Raw genomic sequence first — 25,120 nt, 5'->3', positions numbered from 1 at the left:
GGGCGCCGCGGACGCGCTAGGAGGCGTACAGCGCCTCGATCTCGCGCGCGAAGTCCTTGGCGACCACGCCGCGCTTGAGCTTGAGCGAGGGCGTCAGGTGGCCCGACTCCTCGGTGAACTGGGTCGGCAGCAGGCGGAACTTGCGGACCGACTCCGCCCGCGAGACCGCCGCGTTGCCGTCGTCCACCGCCTGCTGGACGGCGGCCAGCAGGTCGGGGTCGGCGAGCAGCTCCTCCTTCGACAGGCCGGACTTGCCGTGCTCGGCGGCCCAGCGGGGCAGGAACTCCTCGTCCAGGGTGATCAGCGCGGCGACGAACGGACGGCCGTCGCCCACCACCATGCACTCGGCGACCAGGGCGTGGGCCCGGATGCGGTCCTCGATGACGGCCGGGGCGACGTTCTTGCCGCCCGCCGTCACCAGGATCTCCTTCTTGCGCCCGGTGATGGTGAGGTAGCCGTCCTCGTCGAGGGTGCCGATGTCACCGGTGTGGAACCAGCCGTCCCGCATCGCCTCGGCGGTGGCCGCCTCGTTGTTCCAGTAGCCGCTGAACAGGTGCTCCCCGCGCAGCAGCACCTCGCCGTCGTCGGCGATCCGCACCGTCGAGCCCGGCAGCGGCTGCCCGACCGTACCGATCTTCGGCCGGTCCCACGGGTTGAACGCGGTCGGCGCGCAGGACTCGGTGAGGCCGTAGCCCTCCAGCACGGTGAAGCCGATGCCGCGGTAGAAGTGCCCCAGCCGCTCGCCCAGCGGGGCGCCGCCGGAGATGGCGTGGGTGGCCCGGCCGCCGAGCACCGCGCGCAGCTTGCCGTAGACCAGCTTGTCGAACAGCCAGTGCCGCAGCCGCAGCCCCAGCGAGGGACCTGACGGGGCGTCCAGCGCGCGGCTGTAGGCGATCGCGGTCTCCGCGGCCCGGTCGAAGACCTTCCCCTTGCCCTCGGACCGGGCCTTGGCCCGCGCCGCGTTGTAGACCTTCTCGAAGACCCGCGGCACGCCCAGGATCAGGGTCGGACGGAAGCCGGCCAGGTCGTCGGTGAGGTGCTTGACGTCGGGGCTCAGGCCGAGCCGGATCGGCGCCATGACGGCCGCCACCTGCACCATGCGGCCGAAGACGTGGGCGATCGGCAGGAAGAGCAGCACCGACCCCTCGCCCGGGGTGAACAGCGGCCTCAGCCGCTCCACCACGTTGCCGCAGTCCGCGAAGAACGCGCGGTGGGACAGCACGCAGCCCTTGGGACGGCCGGTGGTGCCGGAGGTGTAGACGATGGTGGCCGGGGAGTCGGCGTTCGCGGCGGAGCCGTACTCCTCCAGGGTCGCGTCCGGGACCTGCGCGCCGGAGTCGGCCAGCTTCTGCACCGCGCCGTCCTCGATGGTCCACAGGTGCGCCAGGCCCGGCACCCGGCCGCGTACGGACTCCACCGCGGCGGCGTGGGCGCCGGTCTCCACGACGCAGCCGACCGCCCCGGAGTCGCCGAGGATCCACTCGATCTGCTCCGGCGAGCTGGTCTCGTAGATCGGCACGGTCACCGCGCCGGCGCTCCAGATCGCGAAGTCCAGCAGCGTCCACTCGTAGCGGGTGCGCGACATCAGGGCGATCCGGTCGCCGGGCCGGATCCCGGCGGCGATCAGGCCCTTGGCCGTCGCCCGCACCTCCTCCAGGAACTCCCTGGCGGTCAGGTCCTGCCAGCGACCGCCGCCGGCGGGGTCCTTGCGGGCGATGACGGGAACGTCCGGATGCTGTACGGCATTGCGGCGGATGAGGTCGGTCAGGTTTCCGTCCGCGGGGACCTCGTACAGGGCCGGAAGGCTGAACTCGCGCAAGACTGATGCTCCTCGTCGGCGCCGTCACGGAACCGCTGGGGAACGGCCTCCGCCGGCTCTGACCCAAGACGTCGGTGGATCTTGAGGTGGACGGCCACGGACGTTACCCACCGGTACGGGATTCGGGGTAGGGGGTGGCGCCGAGATGTTCGGTGCGTCACACACCACAGGACTGTTACGGGTGGCAGCGTAGTCCACACGCCGGACGGCCGTGCGGTAACCGCAGGTCCGCGGGGTGCGCGAGGGCTCCCGCGGGCCGGGGAACGGGCCTAGGGTGGCGTCATGCGAGTCCACGTGGTGAGCGACGTGCACGGCAACAGCCGGGACCTGGCCAGGGCCGGCGACGGCGCGGACGCGCTGGTCTGCCTGGGCGACCTGGTGCTGTTCATCGACTACGCCGACCACACCCGCGGGATCTTCCCCGAGCTGTTCGGGGCCGAGAACACCGCCCGGTACGTCGAGCTGCGCACCGCCCGCCGCTTCGACGAGGCCCGCGAGCTGTCGGCCCGGCTGTGGGACGGGACCGCCCGTGACGGGGACCGGGGGAGCACCGGCCGCCGGGCCGCCCTGGAGGAGGCCGTGCGCCGCCAGTACGCCGAACTGTTCGCGGCCTTCCCCACCCCGACGTACGCCACGTACGGCAACGTCGACGTGCCCCGGCTGTGGCCCGAGTACGCGGCGGAGGGCACCACCGTCCTGGACGGGCGGACGGCCGACATCGGGGGCCTGCGCTTCGGCTTCGTCGGCGGCGGGCTGCGCACGCCGATGCGCACCCCGTACGAGATCGACGACGAGGCCTACGCCGCCAAGGTCGCCGCGCTCGGCGAGGTCGACGTGCTGTGCTCGCACATCCCGCCCCTGGTGCCCGAGCTGTGCTACGACACCGTCGCCCGCCGCTTCGAGCGCGGCAGCGAGGCGCTGCTGGAGGCGATCCACCGGGTCCGCCCGCGGTACGCCCTCTTCGGGCACGTGCACCAGCCCCTGGTGAGGCGGACGCGGATCGGCCCGACCGAGTGCGTCAACGTCGGCCACTTCGCCGCCACCGGCAGGCCCTGGGTGCTGGAGTGGTGACCGGACGGGGCGACGGGCCGGTCCGCCGCGCGCGGTAGCCTTCCACCGCAGACGGCAGTGATCACGGGCCGAGCGCAGCAAGCGGAGGAGCCACAGGGATGGCCGAACACACCAGGTCGAGCATCATCGTCGAGGCGGCACCGGCCGAGGTGATGGAGGTGATCGCCGACTTCGCCCGCTACCCGGAGTGGACCGGTGAGGTCAAGGAGGCCGAGGTGCTCTCCACCGACGACCAGGGCCGCGCCGAGCGGGTCCGGCTGCTGCTCGACGCGGGGGCCATCCGGGACGAGCACACCCTCGCCTACGACTGGGCCGGCCCCCACGAGGTCCGCTGGTCGCTGGTGAAGTCGCAGATGCTGCGCACCCTGGACGGGGTGTACAGCCTGGCGCCCCTCGACGGCGGCAGCCGCACCGAGGTGACCTACCAGCTCACCGTGGACGTGAAGATCCCCATGCTCGGCATGATCAAGCGCAAGGCGGAGAAGGTCATCATCGACCGCGCCCTGGCCGGGCTGAAGAAGCGCGTCGAGAGCGGTGGCCGGTCCTGAGCACTCCCCGCACGCGCACGGTCCTGGTCACCGGCGGCGGTGGCACCGGCCGCACCACCGTCGCCGCCGCCACCGCGCTGGCGGCGGCCCGCCGCGGACGGCGGACGCTGCTGCTCAGCGCCGAGGACCCCGGCCTGCTGGCGGAGCTGTTCGGCGTTGACGCCGGCGTCGGGACCGTCCCGGACGGCGGACGCGAGGTGGCCCCCGGCCTGCGGATCGCCCGGATCGACTCCGGGGCCGCCTTCCGGGCCCGGGCCGTCTCCCTCCAGGAACGCGCCCGCTCCGCCCTGGACCTGCTGGGCGCCGAACCGCTGGACGACGACGAACTGGCCGAACCGCCCGGCGCGGACGCCTTCGCCCTGCTGGGCGCGGTGCGCGCCGCGCACGCCGCCGGCGCCGCGTCGGGGCACGACCTGCTGGTGGTGGACATGCCGCCGGTCGAGCAGGCGGTGCGCACCCTGGCGCTGCCCGAGCAGGCGCGGCGCTGGCTGCGGCGGTTGCTGCCGCCCGAGCGGCAGGCGGCCCGCGCGCTGCGGCCGGTCCTGGCCCAGCTCGCCGGGGTGCCGATGCCCGCGCGGTCGCTGTACGAGGCCGCCGGCCGCCTCGACCGCGACCTCGCCGCCGTACAGGCGCTGATCGAGGCGCCGGGGACGACCGTGCGGCTGGTCACCGAGCCCGGGCCGGCGGCCGTCCGCGCGCTGCGCGCCGCCCGCGCCGGACTCGCGCTGCACGGCCTGGCCCTGGACGCCGTGGTCGCCAACCGGTTGCTGCCCGCCGGCTCGCCCGACCCCTGGCTGGCGGACCTGGCGTCCCGGCAGCAGGAGGCGCTCAAGGCCCTCCTGGAGGAGTGCCCGGCCGATGCCGTGACCGTGTGCGAACTGCCGCACCTGGGCCGGAGTCCGGGTGGTGTGGACGACCTCGCCGAACTGGCCGAGCGGGTCGCCCCCGTACCGGCCGACGCGGGCGCGGGCGGACCGGCCCGCGAGCCGTGGACGGTGGAGGACCGGCTGGCCGCCGACGGCGTGCTCCTGTGGCGGCTGCCCCTGCCCGGGGCCACCCGCGAGTCCCTGACGCTGGTGCGGCGCGGGGACGAGGTGGTCGTCACCACCGGGCCGTTCCGGCGCGTCCTGCCGCTGCCCGCCGCGCTGCGCCGCTGCGCGGTGGCCGGTGCCCGGCTGGCCGGCGGCGAGTTGTCCGTGCGCTTCGTGCCCGAGCCGGGGATGTGGCCCGAGCGGGACTGAGCCGCGGACCGGGGCGTCCGCACCGGGCGCCCGCGCCGGTCCCGCACCCCCGAAGGCGCTCAACGGCGGGGGAACGTTCGGGTAACGTCGGGGGAAAGAGCCCGTCCGCCACGGACGACCACGGTCCGCGGCGGTCCGCCGCCGTCGCCGCGGCAGCCGCCGTGGTTCCCGCCGCAGTCACCGTTCCAGGAGCCCGCCATGAGCGATGCGACCGAGCGTCCCGCAGACGTCGACCCCGACGCCTGGGCCACCGCGTGCGAGGAGGACCTCGCCGCCGAGCGGGAGCGCCGCCGCGAGCGGTACGGCACCCCGCCCGGCAGCGCCGCCGAGGAGTTGCGCCGCCTGGCCGACGCGGTCGCCGGGAAGCTCTCCGAACTCGGCGCGCCCCTGGCCGGACCGGACGCCCGGGAGGTGTTCCAGCAGATCGCCGCCCAGGCCAGGGCGGTGGTGGAGCCCGTCGTCGAACGGAACCCGCGGGTCTTCGAGCATCTGGCCGCCGCGGGCGGCGAGTTGCTGGCCGCCTACCGCGCCGCGGTCGAGGGCCAGGAGCGGCGCTGGACGAGGGGCGGAGCGGACCGGGAGGAGCCCCGGGGGGAACACCGGGAGGAGCCCCGGGAGGAAGACCGGGAGAAGAGGAGCCCGGACGGGCGGCCCGGGGAACCCGGTGAGCCCGGGGAGAAGGCGGCGAACGGGACGGACGGCGGCGGAACGGGCCGGAAGAACCGGGACGAGAACGGTGAAGGGGGCGGCTCCACGGGTTCCGAGAGGATCGATCTCGACTGAGGCCTCGCCCGGTTCGGCCCGCGCCGGCCTCGTTCCGGCCCGGTCCGGGCCCGATCCGGGTCCGTTTCGACCCCCGCCCTCCGGTACGGTTGTGCACAGCGGGGATCGACCAAGTAACTGAGGGACACATGGGACTCACCATCGGCGTCGACATCGGCGGTACGAAGATCGCGGCCGGCGTGGTCGATGAAGAGGGCACGATCCTCGAGATCAGCAAGGTGCCGACCCCGCAGACCGCCGACGGCGTCATCGACGCCATAGCGGACGCGGTGCGCACCGTCAGCACCGGGCACCGGATCGAGGCGGTCGGCATCGGGGCCGCCGGCTACGTCGACGACAAGCGCGCCACCGTCCTCTTCGCCCCCAACATCGACTGGCGGAACGAGGCGCTCAAGGACAAGGTCGAGCAGCGCGTCGACCTCCCGGTCGTCGTCGAGAACGACGCCAACGCCGCGGCCTGGGGCGAGTACCGCTTCGGCGCGGGCCAGGGCCACGACGACGTCGTGTGCATCACCCTGGGCACCGGCCTGGGCGGCGGCATCATCATCGGCGGCAAGCTGCACCGCGGACGCTTCGGCGTCGCGGCGGAGTTCGGCCACATCCGGGTCGTCCCCGACGGCCTGCTGTGCGGCTGCGGCAACCAGGGCTGCTGGGAGCAGTACGCCTCGGGCCGCGCCCTGGTCCGCTACGCCCGCCAGCGCGCCGTCGCCACCCCGGAGAACGCCGCGGTCCTGCTCTCCCTGGGCGACGGCACCCCCGAGGGGATCGAGGGGCGGCACGTCAGCCAGGCGGCCCGGCAGGGCTGCCCGGTCGCCGTCGACTCCTTCCGCGAGCTGGCCCGCTGGGCGGGCGCGGGCCTGGCCGACCTGGCCTCCCTCTTCGACCCGTCCGCGTTCATCGTCGGCGGCGGCGTCTCGGACGAGGGCGACCTCGTCCTGGAGCCGATCCGCAAGTCCTACCGCCGCTGGCTGGTGGGCAGCCGCTGGCGCCCGCACGCCCAGGTGCTCGCCGCCCAGCTCGGCGGCCGGGCCGGTCTGGTGGGCGCGGCCGACCTGGCCCGCCAGGGCTGAGGGCGCGGGGCGCGGATGAGCGACGCCGCCGGGAAGGCGCGGGACGACCGGTCCGCGGAGCCGCGGGACCTGCCCGCGTCCCGCACCGAGCCCGACGGCTCGGCCGTGGTCCGGCTGCTCAGCTACAACGTCCGCTCCCTGCGGGACGACGTGCGGGCGCTCGCCCGGGTCATCCGGGCCTGCGCCCCCGACGTCGTCTGCGTCCAGGAGGCCCCCCGCTTCTTCCGCTGGCGCAAGCACGCGGCCCGCCTCGCCCGCATGACGGACCTGGTGTACGTCACGGGCGGGGCGACCGCCACGGGGCCGATGATCCTGTCCTCGCTGCGCGCCGCCGTGGAGCACAGCGAGGACGTCCTGCTGCCGCACACCCCCGGCCTGCACCGCCGGGGGCTGGCGACGGCGGTGCTGCGCTTCGGCCCGGCCGCCCGGCTGGCGGTGATCAGTTGTCACCTCAGCCTGGCCGAGCGGGAGCGGTACGCCCAGGCGGGGATGGTCCTGGACCGGCTGGCGGGCATGGGTACGGCCGCGGGGGTCGTGGCCGGAGACCTCAACGACGAGCCCCACGGCCGGAGTTTCCGCCGGCTGGCGGGCGCGCTCCAGGACGGCTGGGCCACCAGCCCGTGGGGCGGCGAGCACACCTCGACACCGGGCGCCCCCCGCAAGCGCATCGACGCCGTACTGGCCACCGGGGCGGTGGAGGTGCTGGGCTGCGGCGTGCCCACCGGACTCCCGGGCGTCAGCGAGGCGGACCTGCGGGCGGCGACCGACCACCTGCCGGTCCTGGCCGCCCTGCGCGTCCCCGCCGACCCCGGCGGCCCGGCCCGTACGGCCCCTGCGGCCCGTGCGGCCCGTGCGGGCCGCACGGGCTGAGCGCCGCGCCGCCGCGCTACACCACCGCGCCGCGCCCCGGGTCCTGGAAGTCGTCGTCCTCGTCGTCGCGCATCCGCATCACCAGGGTGGCGAAGCCGCCCAGGAAGCCGCCCACGCCCAGGGTGGTGATCCACCACGTCATGTCCTGCTGGAACAGGACGGTGAGCACCAGCAGCAGCGGGCCGCCCAGGACCGCCAGCCAGGCGAACCGGGAGGTGGTGTCGCCCCGGGGGAGCGGCGGGGGCTCGGGCGGTACGAAGTGGCCCTCGTCGTCCTCGTCGAGGTCGCCGTCGGACGGCTCGGCGGGCCGCCAGTCGCGCGGCCCGGAGCCCGCGGCGTACACGGTGAAGCTGCGTGCCGGCGCCTCGTCGCCGTCCGCGCCGGGAGGGCCGGGAGGGAGCGTCCCGGTGAGGGTGCCGCCGTCCGGCCCGCGCCGGCCGTCCGCGCCGTCCCCGTCCTCCGTACCGTCCCCGCCGTCTGCGTCCTCCGCGTCCTCCGCGCCGCCGGTGCGGTCGCGCGGGCCGTCCGGGGACCGGACGTCCGGCGGGACGGCGGGCTCCTCGCCGTACGCCGCCACGATCTGAGCCCAGGCGGCCTCCTCGTCCAGGGGCTCGGAACCTTCGCCGCGGTTGTGCTCACGCTCCGTCACGTGCCGTCTTCCTCGCTGTCAGGCGGGTGATGAATCCGTACGAGTCCGCGAAGATCCGCTCCGCGTCGTGGTCCAGGGTGGCCACGTGGTGGCTCCGCTCCAGCACCGTCTCCGTCACGTCGCGCGAGGAGACCCGGCTCAGGACCAGCGCCGAGTCCGAGGGCGGCACGACGTGGTCGACCCTGCTGTGCAGGAGCAGCAGCGGCTGGGTGACCTGGGGCAGTTCCCCGCGCACCACCCGCAGGAGGTGCCACAGGGAGTGGGCGGCGTGCAGCGGCACCCGGTCGTAGCCGACCTCCCGCACGCCCTCCCTGGCGATGTCGCTCGTGATGCCCCGGGCGGAGGGCAGCAGGTGGCGCAGGACCGGCAGGGCGTACCCCTGGATGCGGGGGAGCGTCATCGCCGGATTGACCGCCACGACGCCGCTGACCGCGTCGCCGTGCCGGGCGGCCAGGCGCAGCGCGAGCGCCCCGCCCATCGACAGGCCGCAGACGAAGACCTGTTCACAGCGTTCGCGCAGCAGGCGCAGCTCCAGGTCCACCGTCGCGTACCAGTCCTGCCAGCCGGTGACCGCCAGGTCCTGCCAGCGGGTGCCGTGACCGGGCAGCAGCGGCAGCGAGACGGTCAGGTCCCGCTCGGCCAGGTACTCGCCCCAGGGGCGCAGCGACTGCGGGCAGCCGGTGAAACCGTGACACAGCAGGACGCCGACCTCGCCGCCGTCGTGGCGCAGCGGTTCGGCACCGGGGAGCAGGGGCACCGTGGATCTCCGTTCGTGGACGACACCTCGCCGGCACCCTGCCGGGAGCGGGCGAAGCAGCGGGTTGGAGTGCTGCCACCCTACGCGTGCGCACGGTGACCGGGTAGGCCGGGCGGTCGCGGGGAACCGGAACGGCCAGGGCGGGTCCGCAGCGGCGAGATAAGGTCTCCCCGTCGGATACAGGAGGTTCCTCGGTTGTTGTACGGCGTCATGAAGCTCTCCGTCGGAAACGGGCTCAAGCTCGCCTTCCGCCCCTGGGTGGAGGGGCTGGAGAACGTTCCGGCCGAAGGGCCGGCCATCCTGGCGAGCAACCACCTGTCGTTCTCCGACTCCTTCTTCCTGCCCGCCGTCCTCGACCGGAAGGTCACCTTCATCGCCAAGGCCGAGTACTTCACCACCCCGGGGCTCAAGGGCCGGCTGACCGCCGCGTTCTTCAAGGGCGTCGGGCAGCTCCCGGTGGACCGCTCGGGCGTGCGCGGCGCGGGTGAGGCGGCGATCAGGAGCGGCATCCAGGTGCTGGAGCGCGGCGAGCTGTTCGGCATCTACCCCGAGGGCACCCGGTCCCCGGACGGCCGTCTCTACCGCGGCAAGCCGGGCGGCCTGGCCCGGGTGGCGCTGGCCACCGGGGCGCCGGTCATCCCGGTCGCGATGATCGACACCGAGAAGATCCAGCCGCCGGGCAAGATCGTCCCGAAGCTGATGCGGCCCGGCATCCGGATCGGCAAGCCGCTCGACTTCAGCCGCTACCGGGGCATGGAGGGGGACCGCTTCGTCCTGCGGTCGCTGACCGACGAGGTCATGTACGAGATCATGAAGCTCTCCGGCCAGGAGTACGTGGACATGTACGCGACGGCGGCGAAGCGGCAGATCGCCGAGCGCGAGAAGGCGGAGAAGGCCCGGAGGGCGGCGGCGAAGGAAGGAACCGGCGGAGCCGGCGGGAGCGGCGCCCCGGACGGGCCGGACAGAGTGGCCTGACGGCCGCACGGGGGATCGGGGGATCGGGGGAGGATGACCGCGAGAATGTCGGTCGAGCAGCCGCTGTGGAGCGCGCTGACCGCCTACCGCGTGCTCACCATGGGATACGCGCTGGCGCTGTACGTCCACGGGTACGGCGAGTACGTCCATCCGCTCGGGGCGGGCGCCTACCTGGCCGTCCTGGCGCTGTGGACGCTCGCGACCGTCCGCCGGGTGTCCTCCGCCGAGCGCTGCACGCCGGCCTTCCTGGCCGTCGACCTGTCCGTCGCCGTCACCGGCATCCTGCTGACGCCCCTGGTGGACACCCAGGCGCGCATCGACGCGGGCGGTCCCACCCTGCCGTCCATCTGGACGGCGGGCGCGGTGCTCGGCTTCGCCGTCAAGAAGGGCTGGCGCCGGGCCGCCGGCGCCTCGCTGCTGGTCGGCGCCGCCAACGTGGTCGCTACGGGCGGCTTCGCCCAGGACACCGTGCACGACGTGCTGCTGGTGTGCATCGCCAGCATCGCCATCGGCTACGTCGTCGAGGTGGCCCGCGCCAGCGAGCGCACCCTGGCGCGGGCGCTGCGGATCGAGGCCGCCACCCGCGAACGGGAACGCCTCGCCCGCGACATCCACGACAGCGTGCTCCAGGTGCTGGCGATGGTGCAGCGCCGCGGCGCGGCCATCGGCGGCGAGGCGGCCGAACTGGGGCGGCTCGCGGGGGAGCAGGAGGCGGCGCTGCGCACGCTGGTCTCCAGCGGCGTGGTGCCGGAGGTCCCCGCGCCCCGTGCCGCGGCCGACGGCACCGCCGCGGCCGCCGCCTCCGACGGGGCGCCGTCCGGGGAGACCTGCGACGTGCGCGCGCTGCTGTCCGCTTACGCCGGCACCCGGGTGTCCTTCGCGGAGCCCGGGGCTCCGGTGCCGCTGCCCGCCGCGGCGGCCGGGGAACTGGCGGCGGCGGTCGGGGCCGCCCTGGACAACGTGCGCAAGCACGCGCGGGGACCGTCGGGCGAGGAGGCCCGGGCGTGGATCCTGCTGGAGGACGAGCCGGACGCCGTGGTGGTGACCGTCCGGGACGACGGGCCCGGCATCCCGCCCGGGCGGCTGGAGGACGCGGAGGCCGAGGGACGGATGGGCGTGGCGCTGTCCATCCGCGGAAGGCTGCGGGACCTGGGCGGCAGCGCGGAGCTGGTGTCGGTGCCGGGGCAGGGAACGGAAGTCGAGCTGAGGGTGCCCAAGAATGACCAGTGAGACCAGCGGGGTCAGTGGGGCCGGCGGGGCCGGCGGAACCGGTGAGCGGGCCGTACGGGTGATGGTCGTCGACGACCACCCGATGTGGCGGGACGCGGTCGCCCGCGATCTGACCGAGGCCGGCTTCGAGGTGGTGGCCACGGCCGGGGACGGCCCCCAGGCCGTGCGCCGGGCGCGGGCCACCGCGCCGGACGTGCTGATCCTGGACCTCAACCTGCCCGGGCTGCCGGGCGTCGAGGTGTGCCGGCAGCTCGTCGGCTCCGGGACCGACCCCGCCGCGCCCCGGGTGCTGGTGCTCTCCGCCAGCGGCGAGCACGCGGACGTGCTGGAGGCGGTGAAGTCCGGGGCGACCGGCTACCTGGTGAAGTCGGCGAGCACCGGTGAACTGCTGGAGGCCGTGCGCCGTACGGCCGCCGGGGACCCGGTGTTCACCCCGGGGCTGGCCGGGCTGGTACTGGGCGAGTACCGGCGGCTGGCCGGGGCGCCCGCGCCGGGGAAGCCCGACGAGCCCGCCGCGCCGCGGCTGACCGAGCGGGAGACCGAGGTGCTGCGGCTGGTCGCCAAGGGGCTGTCGTACAAGCAGATCGCCGAGCGGCTGGTCATCTCGCACCGCACCGTGCAGAACCACGTGCAGAACACCCTCGGCAAGCTCCAGCTCCACAACCGCGTGGAGCTGGTGCGCTACGCGATCGAGCGCGGCCTGGACGACGCCTGACCCGCGCGCTCCGCCCCCGCCGCCCTTCCCCGCCCCGCCCCGCGGCACCCCGCGCCGTCCGCGTTCCGCCCGTTCCGCCGTTCCGGTTGCCGGGCCGGCCTATCCCGCCCGGGTTGGGGAGACCCGGGCGGGGTAGGCCGGAGGATGCCGGAGACCGGGAAACCAGGCGGAGAAGGGAACCTCATGCGGGTCGGAGTGCTGACCGGCGGCAGCGACTGCCCCGGGCTCAACGCGGCGCTGCGCGCGATCGTCCGCAAGGGCGTGCAGCAGTACGGCGACGACTTCGTCGGTTTCCGCGACGGCTGGCGCGGCGTCCTGCGGGACGAGACCGTGCGGCTCGACATCTCCGCGGTGCGCGGCACCCTGCCGCGCGGCGGCACCATCCTGGGCTCCTCGCGCACCAACCCCTTCCTGGAGGACGAGGGGTCCGACCGGGTCCTCGGCACCCTCGCCCGCCACCGGGTGGGCGCCCTGATCGTGCTCGGCGGGACGGCCACGCTCGGCGTCGCGGCCCGGTTCGCCGAGGAGCACGGCGTCCCCTGCGTCGGCGTCCCCAAGACCATCGACAACGACATCCCCCTGACCGACTACACCGTCGGCTTCGACACCGCCGTCGGCGTCGCCACCGAGACCATCGACCGGCTGCACACCACCGCCGAGTCCCACAAGCGGGTGCTCGTGGTGGAGGTGATGGGGCGCAGCGCCGGGTGGATCGCCCTCCACGCGGGCCTGGCGGGCGGGGCCAACTGCATCCTCATCCCCGAACAGCCCTTCAGCGTCGAGAGGGTGTGCGAGTGGGTCGAGTCCCGCTTCCGGGCCACCTACGCCCCGATCGTCGTCATCGCCGACAGCGCCCTGCCCGAGGAGGGCGAGGTCAGCCTGCACGGCGGCGCGCCGGCGGCGGCCGGTCCCCGCGCCCGGCTCTCCGGCGTGGGGGAGTGGCTGGGGCGGGAGATCGAGCGGCGCACCGGCAAGGAGGCCCGCACCACCGTGCTCGGCTACATCCAGCGCGGCGGCTCCCCCAGCCCGTTCGACCGCTGGCTGGCCACCCGTTTCGGCCTCCACGCGATCGACGCGGTGCACGAGGGCGACTGGGGCTCGATGGTCGCCCTGCAGGGCATCCGGGTCACCCGCGTGCGGCTGGCCGAGGCGACCGCCACGCTCAAGACGGTCGATCCGGCGCTGTACGAGGAGGCGAGCGTCTTCTTCGGCTGACCGCCGGCCGGGCGGCTGGCCCCTTGCGGCTCCTCCCGGGCGGCCCGGGCCGGGGCCGCCCGGAAGGCGCTCCCGGCCCGGGGCACCGGGCCGGTCCGGGACCGGGTCAGACCAGGACCGCGGCCAGCAGCTCGGCGGTGATCGCCGAGCCCTCCAGCGTCAGCACCGACTCCGGGTGGAACTGCACCCCGGCGAAGTGGGGGCCGCGCAGCGCGTGGACGTCCCCGCTGACCGGGTCGCGGCTCAGCTCCACCCCGTCCGCGGCCAGTTCCCGCGCCGCCGCCGCGTCGCAGCGCGCGGTGTAGGAGTTGTAGAAGCCGACGGTCCGCTCGGTGCCGAACAGGTCGATCCGCTCCTGCGCGCCCTGGTGCGGCCGGTCCTTGCGGACCAGTTCCAGGCCCAGCTCGGCGGCGATCAGCTCGTGCCCCAGGCAGACCCCGAGCAGCCCGTGCCGGTGCTCGCGCAGCAGCTCGGCGGCGAGGCCGCGCAGCAGCCGCATCTTGGGGTCGGCCGCGTCCCGGGGATCGCCGGGGCCGGGGCCGAGCACGACCGGGCCGGTGTGGGCGAGCGCCGCCCGCCGCAGCCCCGGCTCGTCGTACCGCCGCACCGTCACCGCCAGGCCGGTGGAGCGCAGCAGGTGCGCCAGCATCGAGGTGAAGGTGTCCTCGCCGTCCACCACCAGCACCTCGCCGCGGGCCGTGCCGCGCTCCCGGGCGGTCCGCATCCGCAGCCAGAAGGGGGCGAGGCCGGCGCGGCGCGCGTCCAGCGCGGCCCGCACCCGCGGGTCGTCCGCCAGTCCCGGCCGTACGGGGGCCTCCCGCGCCTCCCGCACCGGGCCGGGGCGCACGCCCAGCGCGGTCAGCACCCCGGCGGCCTTGGCGTGGGTCTCGGCCACCTCGCCCGCCGGGTCGGAGGCGCGCACCAGCGTGGCGCCCACCGGCACCCGCAGCCGTCCGGTCGCCGCGTCGATGTCGGCGGTGCGGATGAGGATGGGCGAGTCCAGCGTCTGCCGGCCGCCCGCGTCGAGGCCCACCAGCGCCAGCGCCCCCGCGTAGTAGCCGCGCCCGCCCCGCTCGTACCGCCTGATCACCCGGCAGGCGTTCTCCACCGGGCTGCCGGTGACGGTCGCGGCGAACATCGTCTCGCGCAGCACGTCGCGCACGTCCCACGTGCTGCGCCCGCGCAGCTCGTACTCGGTGTGCGCCAGGTGGGCCATCTCCCGCAGCCGCGGCCCGACCACCACCCCGCCCCGGTCGCCGACGGCGCACATCATCTTCAGTTCCTCGTCGACGACCATCGACAGCTCCTCGGTCTCCTTGCGGTCGCCGAGGAACGCCAGCAGGCCCTCCACCGAGGGGCCTTCGGCGGGGTAGCGGTAGGTGCCGCTGATGGGGTTCATCACCACGGTCCCGCCGCTCATCCGGACGTGGACCTCGGGGCTGGCCCCCACCAGCGTCCGGTCGCCGGTGTGGACGACGTACGTCCAGTACGCCCCGCGCTCCCCGGCCAGCAGCCGCCGGAACAGCGCCAGCGCGTCGGCGCGCCCGTAGCCCGGGATGACGCCCCGGTAGGTGCGGCGGACGACGAAGTTGGCGCCCTCGCCGGCGCCGATCTCGTCCTCGACGACGCGGCGCACGATCTCCTCGTACGCCGCGTCGGTCACGTCGAAGCCGCCGCCGTCGACCCGGACCGCGTGCCGGGGCAGCGCGGCCATCACCGCGTCCAGGGGGAGTTCACGCGTCTCGGCGGGGACGAGGACGGACAGCGGGGTGCCGTCGTCGGCCGCGTCGAAGCCGCGTTCGCGGATCTGCCGGAACGGCACCAGGGCGAGGGCGGCCGGTCTCCCGACGGGGATGTCGGCCAGCCGCTCCACCTCCGTGACCGGTCCGACGAGCACCTCCACGGTGTGCTCGTCCCGGCCGGGGGTGCGCCGCCGCAGCAGCGCGAAGGGCGGGCAGTCGTCGGCCAGCAGCCGCTCCACCAGGGCGCTCGCGGCGCTCGCGGTGTCGGCGGGGGTGCGGGGGTTCTCGGGGTTCTCCATGGCGGGTCCTTCCGTCCGCCGGGAGGGAACGACCCGCGCGCCGGATGCCGGCAGACACGACGAAGGCCGCCCCTCGGGCGGCCTTCGCGTCGGTCGTCTCAGTGCGCGCGTCGGTGGGCCGCCGGAGAAGCGGGCCACCACCAGGCCGCGGCCGTCACGGCCGCCGTGGTCGTCTGCGCGAACATGTCCCGCACCCTACCCGACCCTCCCGTCGCCGATGTCCCCCGTCTCACCCATCGGGCACGGCGGGGAGCGGAGGACCACACCCCGTAATCTTGGGTCCGTGACCGTGAACGCCAACCCCGACGCCGGTGTCCACACCTGGCGAGACCTACCCGCGGCGCAGCAGCCCGACTGGCCGGACCCCGAGGCTCTGCGCGATGTGATCGCTGAGCTCGAGTCCTATCCGCCGCTCGTCTTCGCAGGTGAGTGCGACCAGTTGCGGGAGCGCATGGCCGCCGTCGCCAAGGGCGAGGCGTTCCTGCTCCAGGGCGGCGACTGCGCCGAGGCGTTCGACGCCGTCTCCGCCGAGCAGATCAGGAACAAGCTCAAGACGCTGCTCCAGATGGGGGCCGTGCTCACCTACGCCGGGTCCGTTCCCGTGGTCAAGGTGGGCCGGATCGCCGGGCAGTACAGCAAGCCCCGTTCGAAGCCGACCGAGACCCGCGACGGGGTGACCCTGCCCTCCTACCGCGGCGACTCCGTCAACGGCTTCGAGTTCACCGCGGAGGCGCGCACCCCGGACCCGCAGCGGCTCAAGCGCATGTACCACGCCTCCGCCGCGACGCTCAACCTGGTCCGCGCCTTCACCACCGGCGGCTACGCCGACCTGCGCCAGGTGCACGCCTGGAACCAGGACTTCGTGAAGAACTCGCCCTCCGGCCAGCGCTACGAGGCCCTGGCCCGGGAGATCGACCGGGCGCTGAACTTCATGAACGCCTGCGGGGTGGACCCGGAGGAGTTCAAGACCGTCGAGTTCTACGCCTCGCACGAGGCGCTGATCCTCGACTACGAGTCCGCGCTGACCCGGGTGGACTCCCGGACGGGGCGGCTGTACGACGTCTCCGGCCACATGGTGTGGATCGGCGAGCGCACCCGGCAGCTCGACGGGGCGCACATCGAGTTCGCCTCCCGCATCCGCAACCCGATCGGGGTGAAGCTGGGCCCGGCCACCACGCCCGAGGACGCCCTGGCGCTGATCGACCGGCTGGACCCGGAGCGCGAGCCCGGACGGCTGACCTTCATCACCCGGATGGGAGCCGACAAGATCCGCGACCGGCTCCCCACCCTGGTGGAGAAGGTCACGGCCTCCGGGGCCCAGGTGGCGTGGGTGTGCGACCCGATGCACGGCAACACCTTCGAGGCGGCCAGCGGCCACAAGACGCGGCGCTTCGACGACGTGCTGGACGAGGTCAAGGGCTTCTTCGAGGTCCACAAGAGCCTGGGCACCCACCCGGGCGGCATCCACGTGGAGCTGACCGGCGACGACGTCACCGAGTGCGTGGGCGGCGGCGACGAGATCTTCGTCGACGACCTCCACCAGCGCTACGAGACCGCCTGCGACCCGCGTCTGAACCGCAGCCAGTCGCTGGACCTGGCCTTCCTCGTCGCGGAGATGTACCGCGACCAGTAGGGGGCCGGCGGACCGTGCGCCCGTGGGGCGCGGATCATGGCGATCCGCGCCCCACGGTGCTGTCGGCGGTGCTGTCGCGAGCCGGAGCGAGAAGTAAGGTAAGGTTTACCTCACCAAATCGGGGCGGGTGTCCCACCCGTGCCTGGACCGCTTCGGTGGAGGTGAACCGCGTGTACGTCTGCTCGTGCTTCGGCATCACCGAGGAGCAGGTGCGCCAACACGCGGCGGCCGGGGCCTGCACCCCGCGCCAGATAGCCTCCGTGAGCCGGGCGGGCACCGACTGCGGTTCCTGCGTCCGCCGCATCCAGGGCCTGCTGGGCCGCGGCGCGTGCCCGCGGAGCGAGGCCGCGCGACGGCCGGAGCGGGAGAGCGCCCCCGGGCGGGTGCCCGCGGCCGGGCCCGCCGTGCCCGGCGGGCCCGTACGGACCGCCGCGGCGGCCTGACGCCCCCGCTGCCCGCGCCCGTACCGCCGGCCCTGCCGTCCGGTGCGGGGCCGCCCGGCGCGGGGCGGCTCAGTCCGACTCCGGGTCCGGCTGCTCGATCTGCTGGGCGATGTACAGCGGCTCGCCGAGCTTCTCGATCAACTGGAGCTGGGTGTCGAGGTAGTCGATGTGCTCCTCCTCGTCGGCCAGGATGTCCTCGAAGATGTTGGCCGAGGTGATGTCGCCCCTGCCCCGCATCACCTCGATGCCGCGCCGCAGCCGGTCGATCGCCTCGACCTCGATCTGGCGGTCCGCCTGGAACATCTCGGTGACGGTCTGGCCCACCCGGACGTGGAAGAGCCGCTGGTAGTTGGGCAGGGCCTCCAGGAAGATGATGCGGTCGGTCAGCCGCTCGGCGTGCCGCATCTCGTCGAACGACTCCGCCCGCGTGTAGCGGGCGAGCTTCGTCCATCCGTTGCTCTCCTGCAGCTTGGCGTGCAGGAAGTACTGGTTGATCGCCGTCAGTTCCGCGGTGAGCTGTTCGTTGAGGAACTCGATGACCTCGGGGTCGCCCTGCATGCCGGCGTTCCTTCCGCGCGGGGACTCGTCGGATGGGCGCATCCTCGCACCGTCACCGCGTGCCGTCCAGTAAATGATGACTTATCCGAAAAGAAGGGAGCGCCGGAGCGCGGAACGTACCGTGAGGGTGCGGTGACCGACACGCTCCGTGTTCTGTCACCATGGAGGCATGGTTCAGCCGGAAAGCCGCGAAGGGGAGCATCGTCGCCTTCCGCCGGGGCAGCGGTTCCAGCGCGGCTGGCCGGTGACGCACTACGGCCCGGTACCCCGGTTCAGACCCGAGCGCTGGGAGTTCCGCGTCTTCGGGGCCACCGCAGACGGCGGCGAACGCCGCTGGAGTCACGAGGAGTTCTCGGCGCTGCCGTACGAGACCGTGGTCGGCGACCTGCACTGCGTCACCCGGTTCAGCATGCTGGACGTCGAATGGGGCGGGGTGAGGGCCCGTACGATCCTCGACCTGGTGCCGCCCGCGCCGGAGGCCACCCATGTGATGGTGTGGGCCGAGTACGGGTACAGCTCCAACCTGCGGCTGTCGGACTTCGCCGCCGGGCACACGATCTTCGCCACCCACCGCGGCGGCGAACCCCTCACCGCCGAGCACGGCTTCCCGGTGCGGCTGGTCGTACCCCACCTGTACGCCTGGAAGGGCCCGAAGTGGGTGCGGGGCGTGGAGTACATGACCGCCGACCGCCGGGGCTTCTGGGAGGAGCGGGGCTACCACAACATCGGCGACCCCTGGCGCGAGCAGCGCTACTCCTACCAGGAGGAGCCGGGCGACGGCCCCCAGCCGTAGCCGGCGGTCCCGCCGCCCGTGCCCGCCGCCCGTGCCCGATGCCCGGAACCGGTGCTCAGCTCCGCAGCCGCTTCAGCAGCGCCACGTCCGCGGCGTGCCCCTCCCGGCCGCCCGGCGTCTCGATGACCAGGGGCACGCCCTCGGTCGCCGGATGGCGGAACAGCTCGCGGAACGGCTCCGTCCCGATGTGCCCCGCCCCGATGTTGGCGTGCCGGTCCCGGCGGGCGCCGGCGACGTCCTGGGAGTCGTTGGCGTGGATCAGCCGCAGCCGTCCCTCGCCCGCCACCGCCGTCACCTCGTCCAGCAGCGCCTTCATGCCGCCCTCGGCGGCCGTGTCGTGCCCGGCGGCGAAGGCGTGGCAGGTGTCCAGGCAGACGCCCACCCGGGGGTGCCGGTCCAGGGCGTCGAAGTAGGGGCCGAGGTCCTCGGCCCGCGCACACAGCGAGGCGCCCTGGCCCGCGGTCGGCTCCAGCAGCAGCCAGGGGGTCGTCCCGGAGCCGTCGTCGTCCCGGTCCAGCTCCTCCAGCAGCGGCAGCATCCGCTCCCGCACCTGGGCCAGGGCCGTGGCGCGGTCGCGTCCGCCGGTGGCCGAGCCGGTGTGGACCACCACGCCCAGGGCGCCGATCCGCCGGGCGCGGCGCAGCGAGTGCCGCAGGGAGGCCACGGACAGCTCGACCGTGGCCTCGGTGTGCGAGCCGAAGTTGATCAGGTAGGGGGCGTGGACGTAGGCCGGGATGCCCTCGGCCTCGCAGGCCGCGCGGAACGCCTCGTCCTGCCGGGGGTCACCGGCCGGGGTGGCCCAGCCGCGCGGATTGGCGACGAAGACCTGGACGGTCTCCGCGCCGATCTCCCGGGCGTAGGCCAGCCCCCGGGAGGCGAGCCCGCCGGCCACGGCGACATGGCTGCCGACGGGGTTGCGGGCGCGGGGGCCGGGGAAGCGGCCGGTGCCGCGCGGGGACGGAGCGGGGGACGGGCCGGGGGACGGGGAAGGTGCTGTGCTCACACACCGAGGGTGCCAGGTGCCCGCGGGAGACGCCTCGGCGGCCCGCTCGCGGGCGGGCCGCCGGGGCGGTCGGGGGCGTCCGTCCCCGGCCGGGTCAGTAGGGGCCGTTGACGTTGTCGATCGACCCGTAGCGGTCGGCGGCGTAGTTGCAGGCCGCGACGATGTTGGCCACCGGGTCGTACAGGTCGTAGGCGGTGCCCTCGACGTGGTAGGCGTCGAAGGTGGGCTGGATCACCTGGAGCAGGCCCTTGGAGGGGACGCCGTTGCGGGCGTTGATGTCCCAGGTGTTGATGGCGCGGGGGTTGCCGCTGGACTCGCGCATGATGTTGCGGTGGATGCCCTCGTAGGTGCCGGGGATGCCCTCGCGCTTCATGATGGCCAGGGCCTCGCGGATCCAGCCGTCGAGGTTGTCGGGGTAGGAGGGGGCGGCCTGCTGCCGCTCGCGGGCGGCGGAACGGCTGGCGGCCCGCTGCTTCTCGGCCCGCTCCCGGGCGGCCCGCCGCTCGGCCTCCGCCTGCCGCCGGGCCTCCCTCTTCTCCTGGGCCATCTCCTCGGCGGCGGCCCTCCGCTCCGCCTCGATGGCGTCCTGCTGGGCCTGCTGGTAGGCGCTGGCCGACTGCTCGCGCAGGCTGCCCGCCTGGAGGGAGGCGCCGGTGTCCTGGGCGGACAGCTTCACGGGGGCGGGAGCCGGGACGCTCCGGGCCGCGGGGGCCGCCTCGTCGCCCGGGGCGAAGCCCAGGGCCAGGGTGGCGGCGCCGGTGGCCGCGGCCATGCCGATGGCCGAGAGCCTGCGGGTGCCGGCCGCGCGGACCTGGGCGTGGACCTGGGCGCGGACCTGCGTACAGACCTGCGTACGGACCTGGTCGAGAAGTCTGGCAACGGTCATGGGGAGGAGAACCTCTTCCGATCGCTTGCGTCGCGGAGCCGGATCATCCGGACCGGCCGTGGGGCCGGAGAGGGTGCGCCGGGTTCTGCTCCACGGCGCCGCGCGACCGTTGCATTGTTAGCGGGGGGAACTTATCCGGACAAAGGACGGACGTACTACCCCATCTCGTAGGATCCCCGGACCGCCTGCGGCCGAGGGGGCCGTTTCCCCTGCTCGGGGCGGCCGTACCGGGCACTACGGGGTTTCGTACGTGACGCAGGTCCTATGGGCGGTCTCACAACGGCCGCCGCCCCGGGTGACGCTCCGTGACCGGTTCAGCGCACCCAGATGGTGATCGTCGAGCCGCGTGGCGCCCGGTCGCCGCCGTTCACGGACTGGTCGAAGACCGTGCCGGTGAAGAAGACCTTGCGGACCCTCACCTCGAAGCCCGCGTTCTCGAGGGCCCGCCGGGCCTCGCCCTCCTTCATCCCCTCCACATCGGGGACCTCGACCCGCTCCGGCCCCTTGGAGACGGTGAGCCTGACGGTGTCGCCCTCGGCCGCGACCGCGCCCCGGCCGGGGGACTGCCGGGCGACCGCGCCCGCCTCCTCCCGGGAGAACACCCGCTCCGGTGCCACCTCGACCCTCAGGCCGGCCTCGGTCAGCCGCCGCCGCGCCTCGCCCTCGTTCTCGCCGACGACGTCGGGGACCTCGATCCGCGCGCCCTTGGAGACCACGATCGCCACGGCCGCGCCGGGTCGGCGCCCGGTGCCCGGACCCGGGTCCGTACGGACCACCGAGCCCCGCTCCACGTCCTCGTCGAACTCCCTGGTCACCATGCCCGGCGCCAGCCCGGCGTCCGCGAGCCGCCGCCGCGCCTCGGCCAGGGTGGCGCCCGTCACATCGGGCACCTCGACCCGCTCGGGGCCCCGGGAGACGGTGATGGTGACCGTGCCGTTGCCGCGGATGCGCTCCCCGCGGCCGGGGTCGGTGGCGATGACCCGCCCCTTCGCCACGGTCTCGCTGTAGTCCCGGGTGATCCGCCACTCCAGCCCGGCCCGCTCGACGGTCCGCTTGGCCTCGGCCTCGGTCATGGAGAGCACCCCGGGGGTCCGGGTGAACTGTCCGGAGTTGATGTACCACACGCCCAGCCCCGCCCCCAGGACCAGCAGGACGGCGGCGACCAGCGCCAGCACCGAGCGGCGCGGCCCCCGCCCGGCCCGGGGCCCGGCGGCGGGCCGGGTGCGGGCGGCCGGCGGCGCGGGCAGCACGCTGGTGCGGTCCAGGGCGTCCGCGTCCGGCGGGGCCTGCGGCGTTCCGGGCGCGCGGCGCGGGAGGACGGTGGTGGGGTCCTCGGGGCCGGCGGACCCGCCCGGGCCGGCGGCGGCCGGGGGAAGGGCGTCGAGCTGCTCGTCGGTCAGCGCCTGCCGGACCGCGCGGACCTCGGCGAGCAGCCCGACGGCGTCGGCCGGACGCCGCTCGGGCGCGCGGGCGGTGGTGCGGGCCACCAGCTCGTCGAGCGCGGCGGCCAGATGGGGCACGGCGGCGGAGGGGGCCGGGACGTCCTCGTTCAGGTGCTGGTAGATCACCTGGGCCGGAGTGCCGCCGGGGTGCGGCTTGGCGCCGGTGAGCATCTCGTAGAGCATCACGCCGCAGGCGTAGACGTCGGCCCGGGCGTCGGCGGTGCCGTGCTCGATCTGCTCGGGGGCGAGGTAGGAGACGGTGCCCAGCACCGATCCGGTGGAGGCGGAGGTCTGCTGGTCCACGGCCCGCACCAGGCCGAAGTCGGCGACCTTGACCCGCCCGTCGTCCCCGAGCAGCACGTTCTCCGGCTTCACGTCGCGGTGCACCAGGCCGGCCAGGTGGGCGGCGCCCAGCGCCGCGAGCACCGCCTCCAGGACGTCCAGGGCGGCGCGCGGCTGGAGCGCCCCGCGCTCGCGCAGGAGGTCGCGCAGCGTGCAGCCCTCGACGTACTCCATCGCGAGGTAGACGTAACCGCCGTCGAAGCCCTGGTCGAAGACCCCCACCACATTGGGGTGCGCCAGGCGCGCGGCCGACTTGGCCTCCCGGATGAACCGCTCGACGAACGAGGCGTCGGCCGCCAGGGAGGGGTGCATCACCTTCAGGGCGAGCACCCGGTCCAGCCGGGTGTCCAGGGCCCGGTAGACCGTGGCCATGCCGCCGACGGCGATCCGCGCTTCCACGCGGTACCGGCCGTCGAGCACGTGCCCGAGCAACGGGTCCTGGAGGGTCGTGTCCACGGCGCAGAGTCTACGAGCCGCCGCCCCCGGCGCCGCCCGCACCGGCCGCAGGCGCACCGGACCGCAGCCAAACGGTGACGGACCCGCGGCACCGGTGCGACAGACAGGTGCGGCGGACCGGTGCGGCGGGCGGGTGCGGCGGACCGGCACGGCGGCCCCGCAGGTCCGGCGGGGTCCTAACGGAACGCCGGCCGCTCCGGATCGAGGTCCGCCGTCCCCTCCACCGGCGAGGACGCCAGCGCGAAGTGGCGGCGCGGGATGCGGCCCGCCCGGTACGCCAGCCGCCCCGCCTCCACCGCGTGGCGCATCGCCCGGGCCATCAGCACCGGCTCCTGGGCGCGGGTGACGGCGGAGGCCAGCATCACCGCGGCGCAGCCCAGCTCCATGGCGAGCGAGACGTCCGAGGCGGTGCCCGCCCCCGCGTCGAGGATGACCGGGACGGACGCCCGCTCGGTGATGAGCTGGAAGTTGTGCGGGTTGCGGATGCCCAGGCCCGAGCCGATGGGCGAGCCCAGCGGCATGATCGCCGCGCAGCCCACGTCCTCCAGCCGCCGGGCCAGCACGGGGTCGTCGTTGGTGTACGGCAGGACGGTGAAGCCGTCGTCCACCAGCGTCTCGGCGGCCTCCAGCAGCTCCACCGGGTCGGGCAGCAGGGTGCGCTCGTCGGCGACGACCTCCAGCTTGATCCAGTCGGTGCCCAGCGCCTCCCGGGCCAGCCGGGCGGTGAGCACGGCCTCCCCGGCGGTGAAGCAGCCCGCGGTGTTGGGCAGGACGCGGATGCCGTGCCGCTGGAGGACCGACAGCACCGACCCGGAGACGGTGGGGTCCACCCGCCGCATCGCGACGGTGGTCAGTTCGGTGCCCGAGGCGAGCAGCGCCCGCTCCAGGACGTCCAGGCTGGGTGCGCCGCCCGTGCCCATGATGAGCCGGGAGGTGAAGGTGGTGCCGCCGATGGTGAACGCGTCGTCGGCCGCGGTGCCGACCGTGGTGCCGGTTGCGGTGCCGGCTGTGGTGCCGGTGGTGCCCGTGGCGTCGGACGTCATGTCAGCCTCCCTGGACCGCGGTGAGGACCTCGACGCGGTCGCCGTCGCCGAGCGGGGTCTCGGGCCACCGCCCGCGCGGCACGACGGCCTCGTTGACGGCCGCGGCGACTCCCGTGGACGCGGTGGTGAGGGTGGCCACGAGCCGGTCGAGGGTGAGGCCGGCCACGACCTCGCGGGGCTCGCCGTTGACGCGGACGGTGACGGTGCCGGCGCCAGTACCGGTGCCGGTGCCGGTGTCGTGGGTGCTCATGCGTGGCTCTCCTGGAACGTGCGGTCGAAGCGCCGGGGGGTGAACGGGCGGGCCTGTTCGGGAAGCCGGCCGGTGGTCAGGACCTCGGCCATGGCCTCGCCGGTGATCGGGGCCAGCAGCACCCCGTTGCGGTGGTGGCCGGTGGCCAGGTGCAGGCCGGGCAGGGCGGTCGGGCCGAGCAGCGGCGCGTTGTCGGGGGAGCAGGGGCGCAGTCCCGCCCGGGTCTCCACCAGCGGCAGCTCGGTGATGCCGGGCACCAGTTCGTGCGCGTCGCGCAGCAGCTCGTAGACGCCGCCCGCCGTCACGGTGGTGTCCCAGCCCTGTTCCTCGCTGGTGGCGCCGAGCACCAGCTCGCCGTCCACCCGCGGCACCAGGTAGACGTGGCCGCCGCGGACCAGGGCCCGCACGGTGCGGGAGAGGAAGGGGGCGTACACCCCGGGGACGCGCAGCCGCAGGATCTGGCCCTTGACCGGGCGCACCGGCGGCAGCACCTCCTCGGGCACGCCCGCCAGCCGGCCGCTCTCGCTGCCGGCCGCCAGCACCACCCGGTCGGCCTCCAGCACGGTGCCGTCGTCGAGGACCGCCCCCGCCGCCCGGTCGCCGGCGACCGCCAGGCGTACCGCCCGCCGCCGCACCAGGGCCACCCCGGCCCGCTCGCAGGCGGCCAGCAAGGCGGCCGTCAGCCGCCGCGGATCGGTCTGGTGGTCGCCGTCCACGCGCAGCCCGCCGCGCACCCCCGGGGCGAGCATCGGCTCCAGGCGGCGGCACTCCCGGCCGGTCAGCCACCGGGAGTCCAGCCCGCAGCGACGGTGCAGTTCGTGCAGGTCCCGCAGGTGGGCGCGGTCGTCGGAGTCCAGGGCGACGGCGAGGGTGCCGCAGGTGCGGTAGCCGATCCCCCGCCCGGTGGCCTCCTCCAGCTCGGCCGCGAAGGCCGGATAGCGGCGCGCGGAGGCGAGGTTGAGGGCGAGCAGGGCCTCCTCGCCGTAGTGCAGTTCGGTGACGGCCGCCAGCATCCCGGCCGCTACCTGGGCCGCCCCGCCGCCCGGCGACGGGTCGACGACGGCGACCTCCGCCCCCCGCTGCGCGGTCCGCCAGGCCGTGACCAGCCCGATGACGCCACCGCCGATGACCACCACACGCATGGGCACCACGCCCCTCCCTTCGCCGGTATGACCCGGATCAGGTTCGTACGGTCGGAGGCCGCGCAAGCCTCCCTCTCAGCCCGGTGCGCCGGGCTCCCGCGAGTTGTGTCCGCTGGACAGCCGCCACCCTACTGTGGGGCCCGGC

At 74.9% G+C, this 25,120-nt stretch carries 24 protein-coding genes and 1 riboswitch; of the genes, 13 read left to right on the top strand and 11 right to left on the bottom strand.

Annotation, left to right across the window (positions count from 1 at the left end; translation table 11 throughout):
* Positions 1–16: 16 nt before the first annotated feature.
* Entirely contained in the window at positions 17–1,819 is a 1,803-nt protein-coding gene (locus tag VE546_RS11815; protein WP_324921381.1) for an AMP-dependent synthetase/ligase, read from the bottom strand.
* A 282-nt stretch (positions 1,820–2,101) separates the two neighbouring features.
* Here VE546_RS11815 and VE546_RS11810 point away from each other — a divergent pair, with 282 nt between their 5' ends.
* From VE546_RS11810 to VE546_RS11785, 6 genes are all read left to right on the top strand, one after another.
* Entirely contained in the window at positions 2,102–2,890 is a 789-nt protein-coding gene (locus VE546_RS11810) for a metallophosphoesterase family protein (RefSeq protein WP_324921379.1), read from the top strand.
* 98 nt (positions 2,891–2,988) lie between these two features.
* Positions 2,989–3,438, top strand: a complete 450-nt coding sequence (locus VE546_RS11805) for an SRPBCC family protein (protein WP_324921377.1) — start codon at positions 2,989–2,991, stop codon at positions 3,436–3,438.
* Positions 3,435–4,679, top strand: coding sequence for an ArsA family ATPase (locus tag VE546_RS11800; RefSeq protein WP_324921423.1), 1,245 nt, complete (start codon positions 3,435–3,437; stop codon positions 4,677–4,679). The genes VE546_RS11805 and VE546_RS11800 overlap by 4 nt, the downstream gene beginning before the upstream one ends.
* A 198-nt stretch (positions 4,680–4,877) precedes the next feature.
* Positions 4,878–5,462: a DUF5304 family protein gene (locus VE546_RS11795; protein ID WP_324921375.1), complete on the top strand. Its 585-nt coding sequence runs from the start codon at positions 4,878–4,880 to the stop codon at positions 5,460–5,462.
* Positions 5,463–5,590: 128 nt separating this feature from the next.
* Complete coding sequence (locus VE546_RS11790; RefSeq protein ID WP_324921373.1) at positions 5,591–6,532, top strand: ROK family glucokinase; 942 nt, start codon at positions 5,591–5,593, stop codon at positions 6,530–6,532.
* Positions 6,533–6,547: 15 nt separating this feature from the next.
* Positions 6,548–7,402: an endonuclease/exonuclease/phosphatase family protein gene (locus VE546_RS11785; RefSeq protein WP_324921371.1), complete on the top strand. Its 855-nt coding sequence runs from the start codon at positions 6,548–6,550 to the stop codon at positions 7,400–7,402.
* Positions 7,403–7,418: 16 nt separating this feature from the next.
* On the opposite strand, the gene VE546_RS11780 is transcribed toward VE546_RS11785, so the two are convergent.
* Both VE546_RS11780 and VE546_RS11775 read right to left on the bottom strand, forming a co-directional pair.
* Positions 7,419–8,051 (bottom strand): hypothetical protein, encoded by a 633-nt coding sequence (locus tag VE546_RS11780; RefSeq protein WP_324921369.1) that lies wholly within the window; start codon positions 8,049–8,051, stop codon positions 7,419–7,421.
* Positions 8,038–8,808, bottom strand: coding sequence for an alpha/beta hydrolase (locus VE546_RS11775; protein ID WP_324921367.1), 771 nt, complete (start codon positions 8,806–8,808; stop codon positions 8,038–8,040). The genes VE546_RS11780 and VE546_RS11775 overlap by 14 nt, the downstream gene beginning before the upstream one ends.
* Before the next feature lie 195 nt (positions 8,809–9,003).
* Here VE546_RS11775 and VE546_RS11770 point away from each other — a divergent pair, with 195 nt between their 5' ends.
* The 4 genes from VE546_RS11770 (at position 9,004) to VE546_RS11755 (ending at position 12,943) form a co-directional block, all read left to right on the top strand.
* Complete coding sequence (locus VE546_RS11770) at positions 9,004–9,783, top strand: lysophospholipid acyltransferase family protein (protein ID WP_324921365.1); 780 nt, start codon at positions 9,004–9,006, stop codon at positions 9,781–9,783.
* 33 nt (positions 9,784–9,816) lie between these two features.
* Positions 9,817–11,013: a MacS family sensor histidine kinase gene (gene macS / locus VE546_RS11765; RefSeq protein ID WP_324921363.1), complete on the top strand. Its 1,197-nt coding sequence runs from the start codon at positions 9,817–9,819 to the stop codon at positions 11,011–11,013.
* Complete coding sequence (locus VE546_RS11760) at positions 11,003–11,728, top strand: response regulator (protein ID WP_414720459.1); 726 nt, start codon at positions 11,003–11,005, stop codon at positions 11,726–11,728. Before macS ends, VE546_RS11760 begins: the two co-directional genes overlap by 11 nt.
* 183 nt (positions 11,729–11,911) lie before the next feature.
* Positions 11,912–12,943 (top strand): ATP-dependent 6-phosphofructokinase, encoded by a 1,032-nt coding sequence (locus VE546_RS11755; RefSeq protein ID WP_324921361.1) that lies wholly within the window; start codon positions 11,912–11,914, stop codon positions 12,941–12,943.
* Positions 12,944–13,049: 106 nt separating this feature from the next.
* On the opposite strand, the gene VE546_RS11750 is transcribed toward VE546_RS11755, so the two are convergent.
* Positions 13,050–14,984 (bottom strand): anthranilate synthase family protein, encoded by a 1,935-nt coding sequence (locus VE546_RS11750; RefSeq protein ID WP_324921359.1) that lies wholly within the window; start codon positions 14,982–14,984, stop codon positions 13,050–13,052.
* Between the two features lie 283 nt (positions 14,985–15,267).
* Between VE546_RS11750 and VE546_RS11745 the strand changes: the two genes are divergently transcribed.
* Both VE546_RS11745 and VE546_RS11740 read left to right on the top strand, forming a co-directional pair.
* Positions 15,268–16,617 (top strand): class II 3-deoxy-7-phosphoheptulonate synthase, encoded by a 1,350-nt coding sequence (locus VE546_RS11745; RefSeq protein WP_324921357.1) that lies wholly within the window; start codon positions 15,268–15,270, stop codon positions 16,615–16,617.
* A 170-nt stretch (positions 16,618–16,787) separates the two neighbouring features.
* The gene (locus VE546_RS11740; protein WP_324921355.1) at positions 16,788–17,060 is read left to right on the top strand and encodes a (2Fe-2S)-binding protein; all 273 of its coding nucleotides are present in this window, start codon (positions 16,788–16,790) and stop codon (positions 17,058–17,060) included.
* Between the two features lie 69 nt (positions 17,061–17,129).
* Here the strand turns inward: VE546_RS11740 and bfr are convergent, their stop codons facing one another.
* Entirely contained in the window at positions 17,130–17,618 is a 489-nt protein-coding gene (gene bfr / locus VE546_RS11735) for a bacterioferritin (protein ID WP_324921353.1), read from the bottom strand.
* A 169-nt stretch (positions 17,619–17,787) separates the two neighbouring features.
* Here bfr and VE546_RS11730 point away from each other — a divergent pair, with 169 nt between their 5' ends.
* Entirely contained in the window at positions 17,788–18,411 is a 624-nt protein-coding gene (locus VE546_RS11730) for a sulfite oxidase-like oxidoreductase (protein ID WP_324921351.1), read from the top strand.
* 55 nt (positions 18,412–18,466) lie between these two features.
* Here VE546_RS11730 and VE546_RS11725 read toward each other — a convergent pair whose 3' ends face one another.
* From VE546_RS11725 to thiO, 6 genes are all read right to left on the bottom strand, one after another.
* A complete protein-coding gene (locus tag VE546_RS11725; RefSeq protein WP_324921349.1) occupies positions 18,467–19,414 on the bottom strand; it encodes a deoxyribonuclease IV in 948 nt (315 codons plus the stop codon).
* 94 nt (positions 19,415–19,508) lie between these two features.
* Positions 19,509–20,186: a transglycosylase SLT domain-containing protein gene (locus tag VE546_RS11720; RefSeq protein ID WP_414720462.1), complete on the bottom strand. Its 678-nt coding sequence runs from the start codon at positions 20,184–20,186 to the stop codon at positions 19,509–19,511.
* Positions 20,187–20,614: 428 nt separating this feature from the next.
* A complete protein-coding gene (gene pknB, locus VE546_RS11715) occupies positions 20,615–22,540 on the bottom strand; it encodes a Stk1 family PASTA domain-containing Ser/Thr kinase (RefSeq protein WP_324921345.1) in 1,926 nt (641 codons plus the stop codon).
* Between the two features lie 176 nt (positions 22,541–22,716).
* Positions 22,717–23,460 carry a thiazole synthase gene (locus tag VE546_RS11710; protein ID WP_414720461.1) on the bottom strand — a complete coding sequence of 248 codons (744 nt, stop codon included), beginning with the start codon at positions 23,458–23,460 and terminating at the stop codon, positions 22,717–22,719.
* A gap of 124 nt (positions 23,461–23,584) precedes the next feature.
* Positions 23,585–23,833: a sulfur carrier protein ThiS gene (gene thiS / locus VE546_RS11705; protein WP_324921342.1), complete on the bottom strand. Its 249-nt coding sequence runs from the start codon at positions 23,831–23,833 to the stop codon at positions 23,585–23,587.
* Entirely contained in the window at positions 23,830–24,975 is a 1,146-nt protein-coding gene (thiO, locus tag VE546_RS11700; protein ID WP_324921419.1) for a glycine oxidase ThiO, read from the bottom strand. Before thiO ends, thiS begins: the two co-directional genes overlap by 4 nt.
* A riboswitch (TPP riboswitch) is annotated at positions 24,973–25,085 on the bottom strand. It overlaps the preceding gene by 3 nt.
* Positions 25,086–25,120 lie beyond the last annotated feature (35 nt).

It is taken from the genome of Streptomyces sp. (assembly GCF_035644915.1).
In the GTDB taxonomy this organism is placed as follows: domain Bacteria; phylum Actinomycetota; class Actinomycetes; order Streptomycetales; family Streptomycetaceae; genus Streptomyces.
This window is presented reverse-complemented; position numbering and strand designations above follow the sequence as displayed.

Coding starts and splice junctions, on each gene's coding strand:
- VE546_RS11720 (WP_414720462.1), bottom strand. CDS start 20,186: ATGGCCGCGGCCACCGGCGCCGCCACCCTGGCCCTGGGCTTCGCCCCG.
- VE546_RS11730 (WP_324921351.1), top strand. CDS start 17,788: ATGGTTCAGCCGGAAAGCCGCGAAGGGGAGCATCGTCGCCTTCCGCCG.
- VE546_RS11785 (WP_324921371.1), top strand. CDS start 6,548: ATGAGCGACGCCGCCGGGAAGGCGCGGGACGACCGGTCCGCGGAGCCG.
- VE546_RS11805 (WP_324921377.1), top strand. CDS start 2,989: ATGGCCGAACACACCAGGTCGAGCATCATCGTCGAGGCGGCACCGGCC.
- VE546_RS11760 (WP_414720459.1), top strand. CDS start 11,003: ATGACCAGTGAGACCAGCGGGGTCAGTGGGGCCGGCGGGGCCGGCGGA.
- VE546_RS11810 (WP_324921379.1), top strand. CDS start 2,102: ATGCGAGTCCACGTGGTGAGCGACGTGCACGGCAACAGCCGGGACCTG.
- thiS (WP_324921342.1), bottom strand. CDS start 23,833: ATGAGCACCCACGACACCGGCACCGGCACCGGTACTGGCGCCGGCACC.
- VE546_RS11710 (WP_414720461.1), bottom strand. CDS start 23,460: ATGGGCACGGGCGGCGCACCCAGCCTGGACGTCCTGGAGCGGGCGCTG.
- VE546_RS11750 (WP_324921359.1), bottom strand. CDS start 14,984: ATGGAGAACCCCGAGAACCCCCGCACCCCCGCCGACACCGCGAGCGCC.
- VE546_RS11790 (WP_324921373.1), top strand. CDS start 5,591: ATGGGACTCACCATCGGCGTCGACATCGGCGGTACGAAGATCGCGGCC.
- thiO (WP_324921419.1), bottom strand. CDS start 24,975: ATGCGTGTGGTGGTCATCGGCGGTGGCGTCATCGGGCTGGTCACGGCC.
- VE546_RS11755 (WP_324921361.1), top strand. CDS start 11,912: ATGCGGGTCGGAGTGCTGACCGGCGGCAGCGACTGCCCCGGGCTCAAC.
- macS (WP_324921363.1), top strand. CDS start 9,817: ATGACCGCGAGAATGTCGGTCGAGCAGCCGCTGTGGAGCGCGCTGACC.
- bfr (WP_324921353.1), bottom strand. CDS start 17,618: ATGCAGGGCGACCCCGAGGTCATCGAGTTCCTCAACGAACAGCTCACC.
- VE546_RS11795 (WP_324921375.1), top strand. CDS start 4,878: ATGAGCGATGCGACCGAGCGTCCCGCAGACGTCGACCCCGACGCCTGG.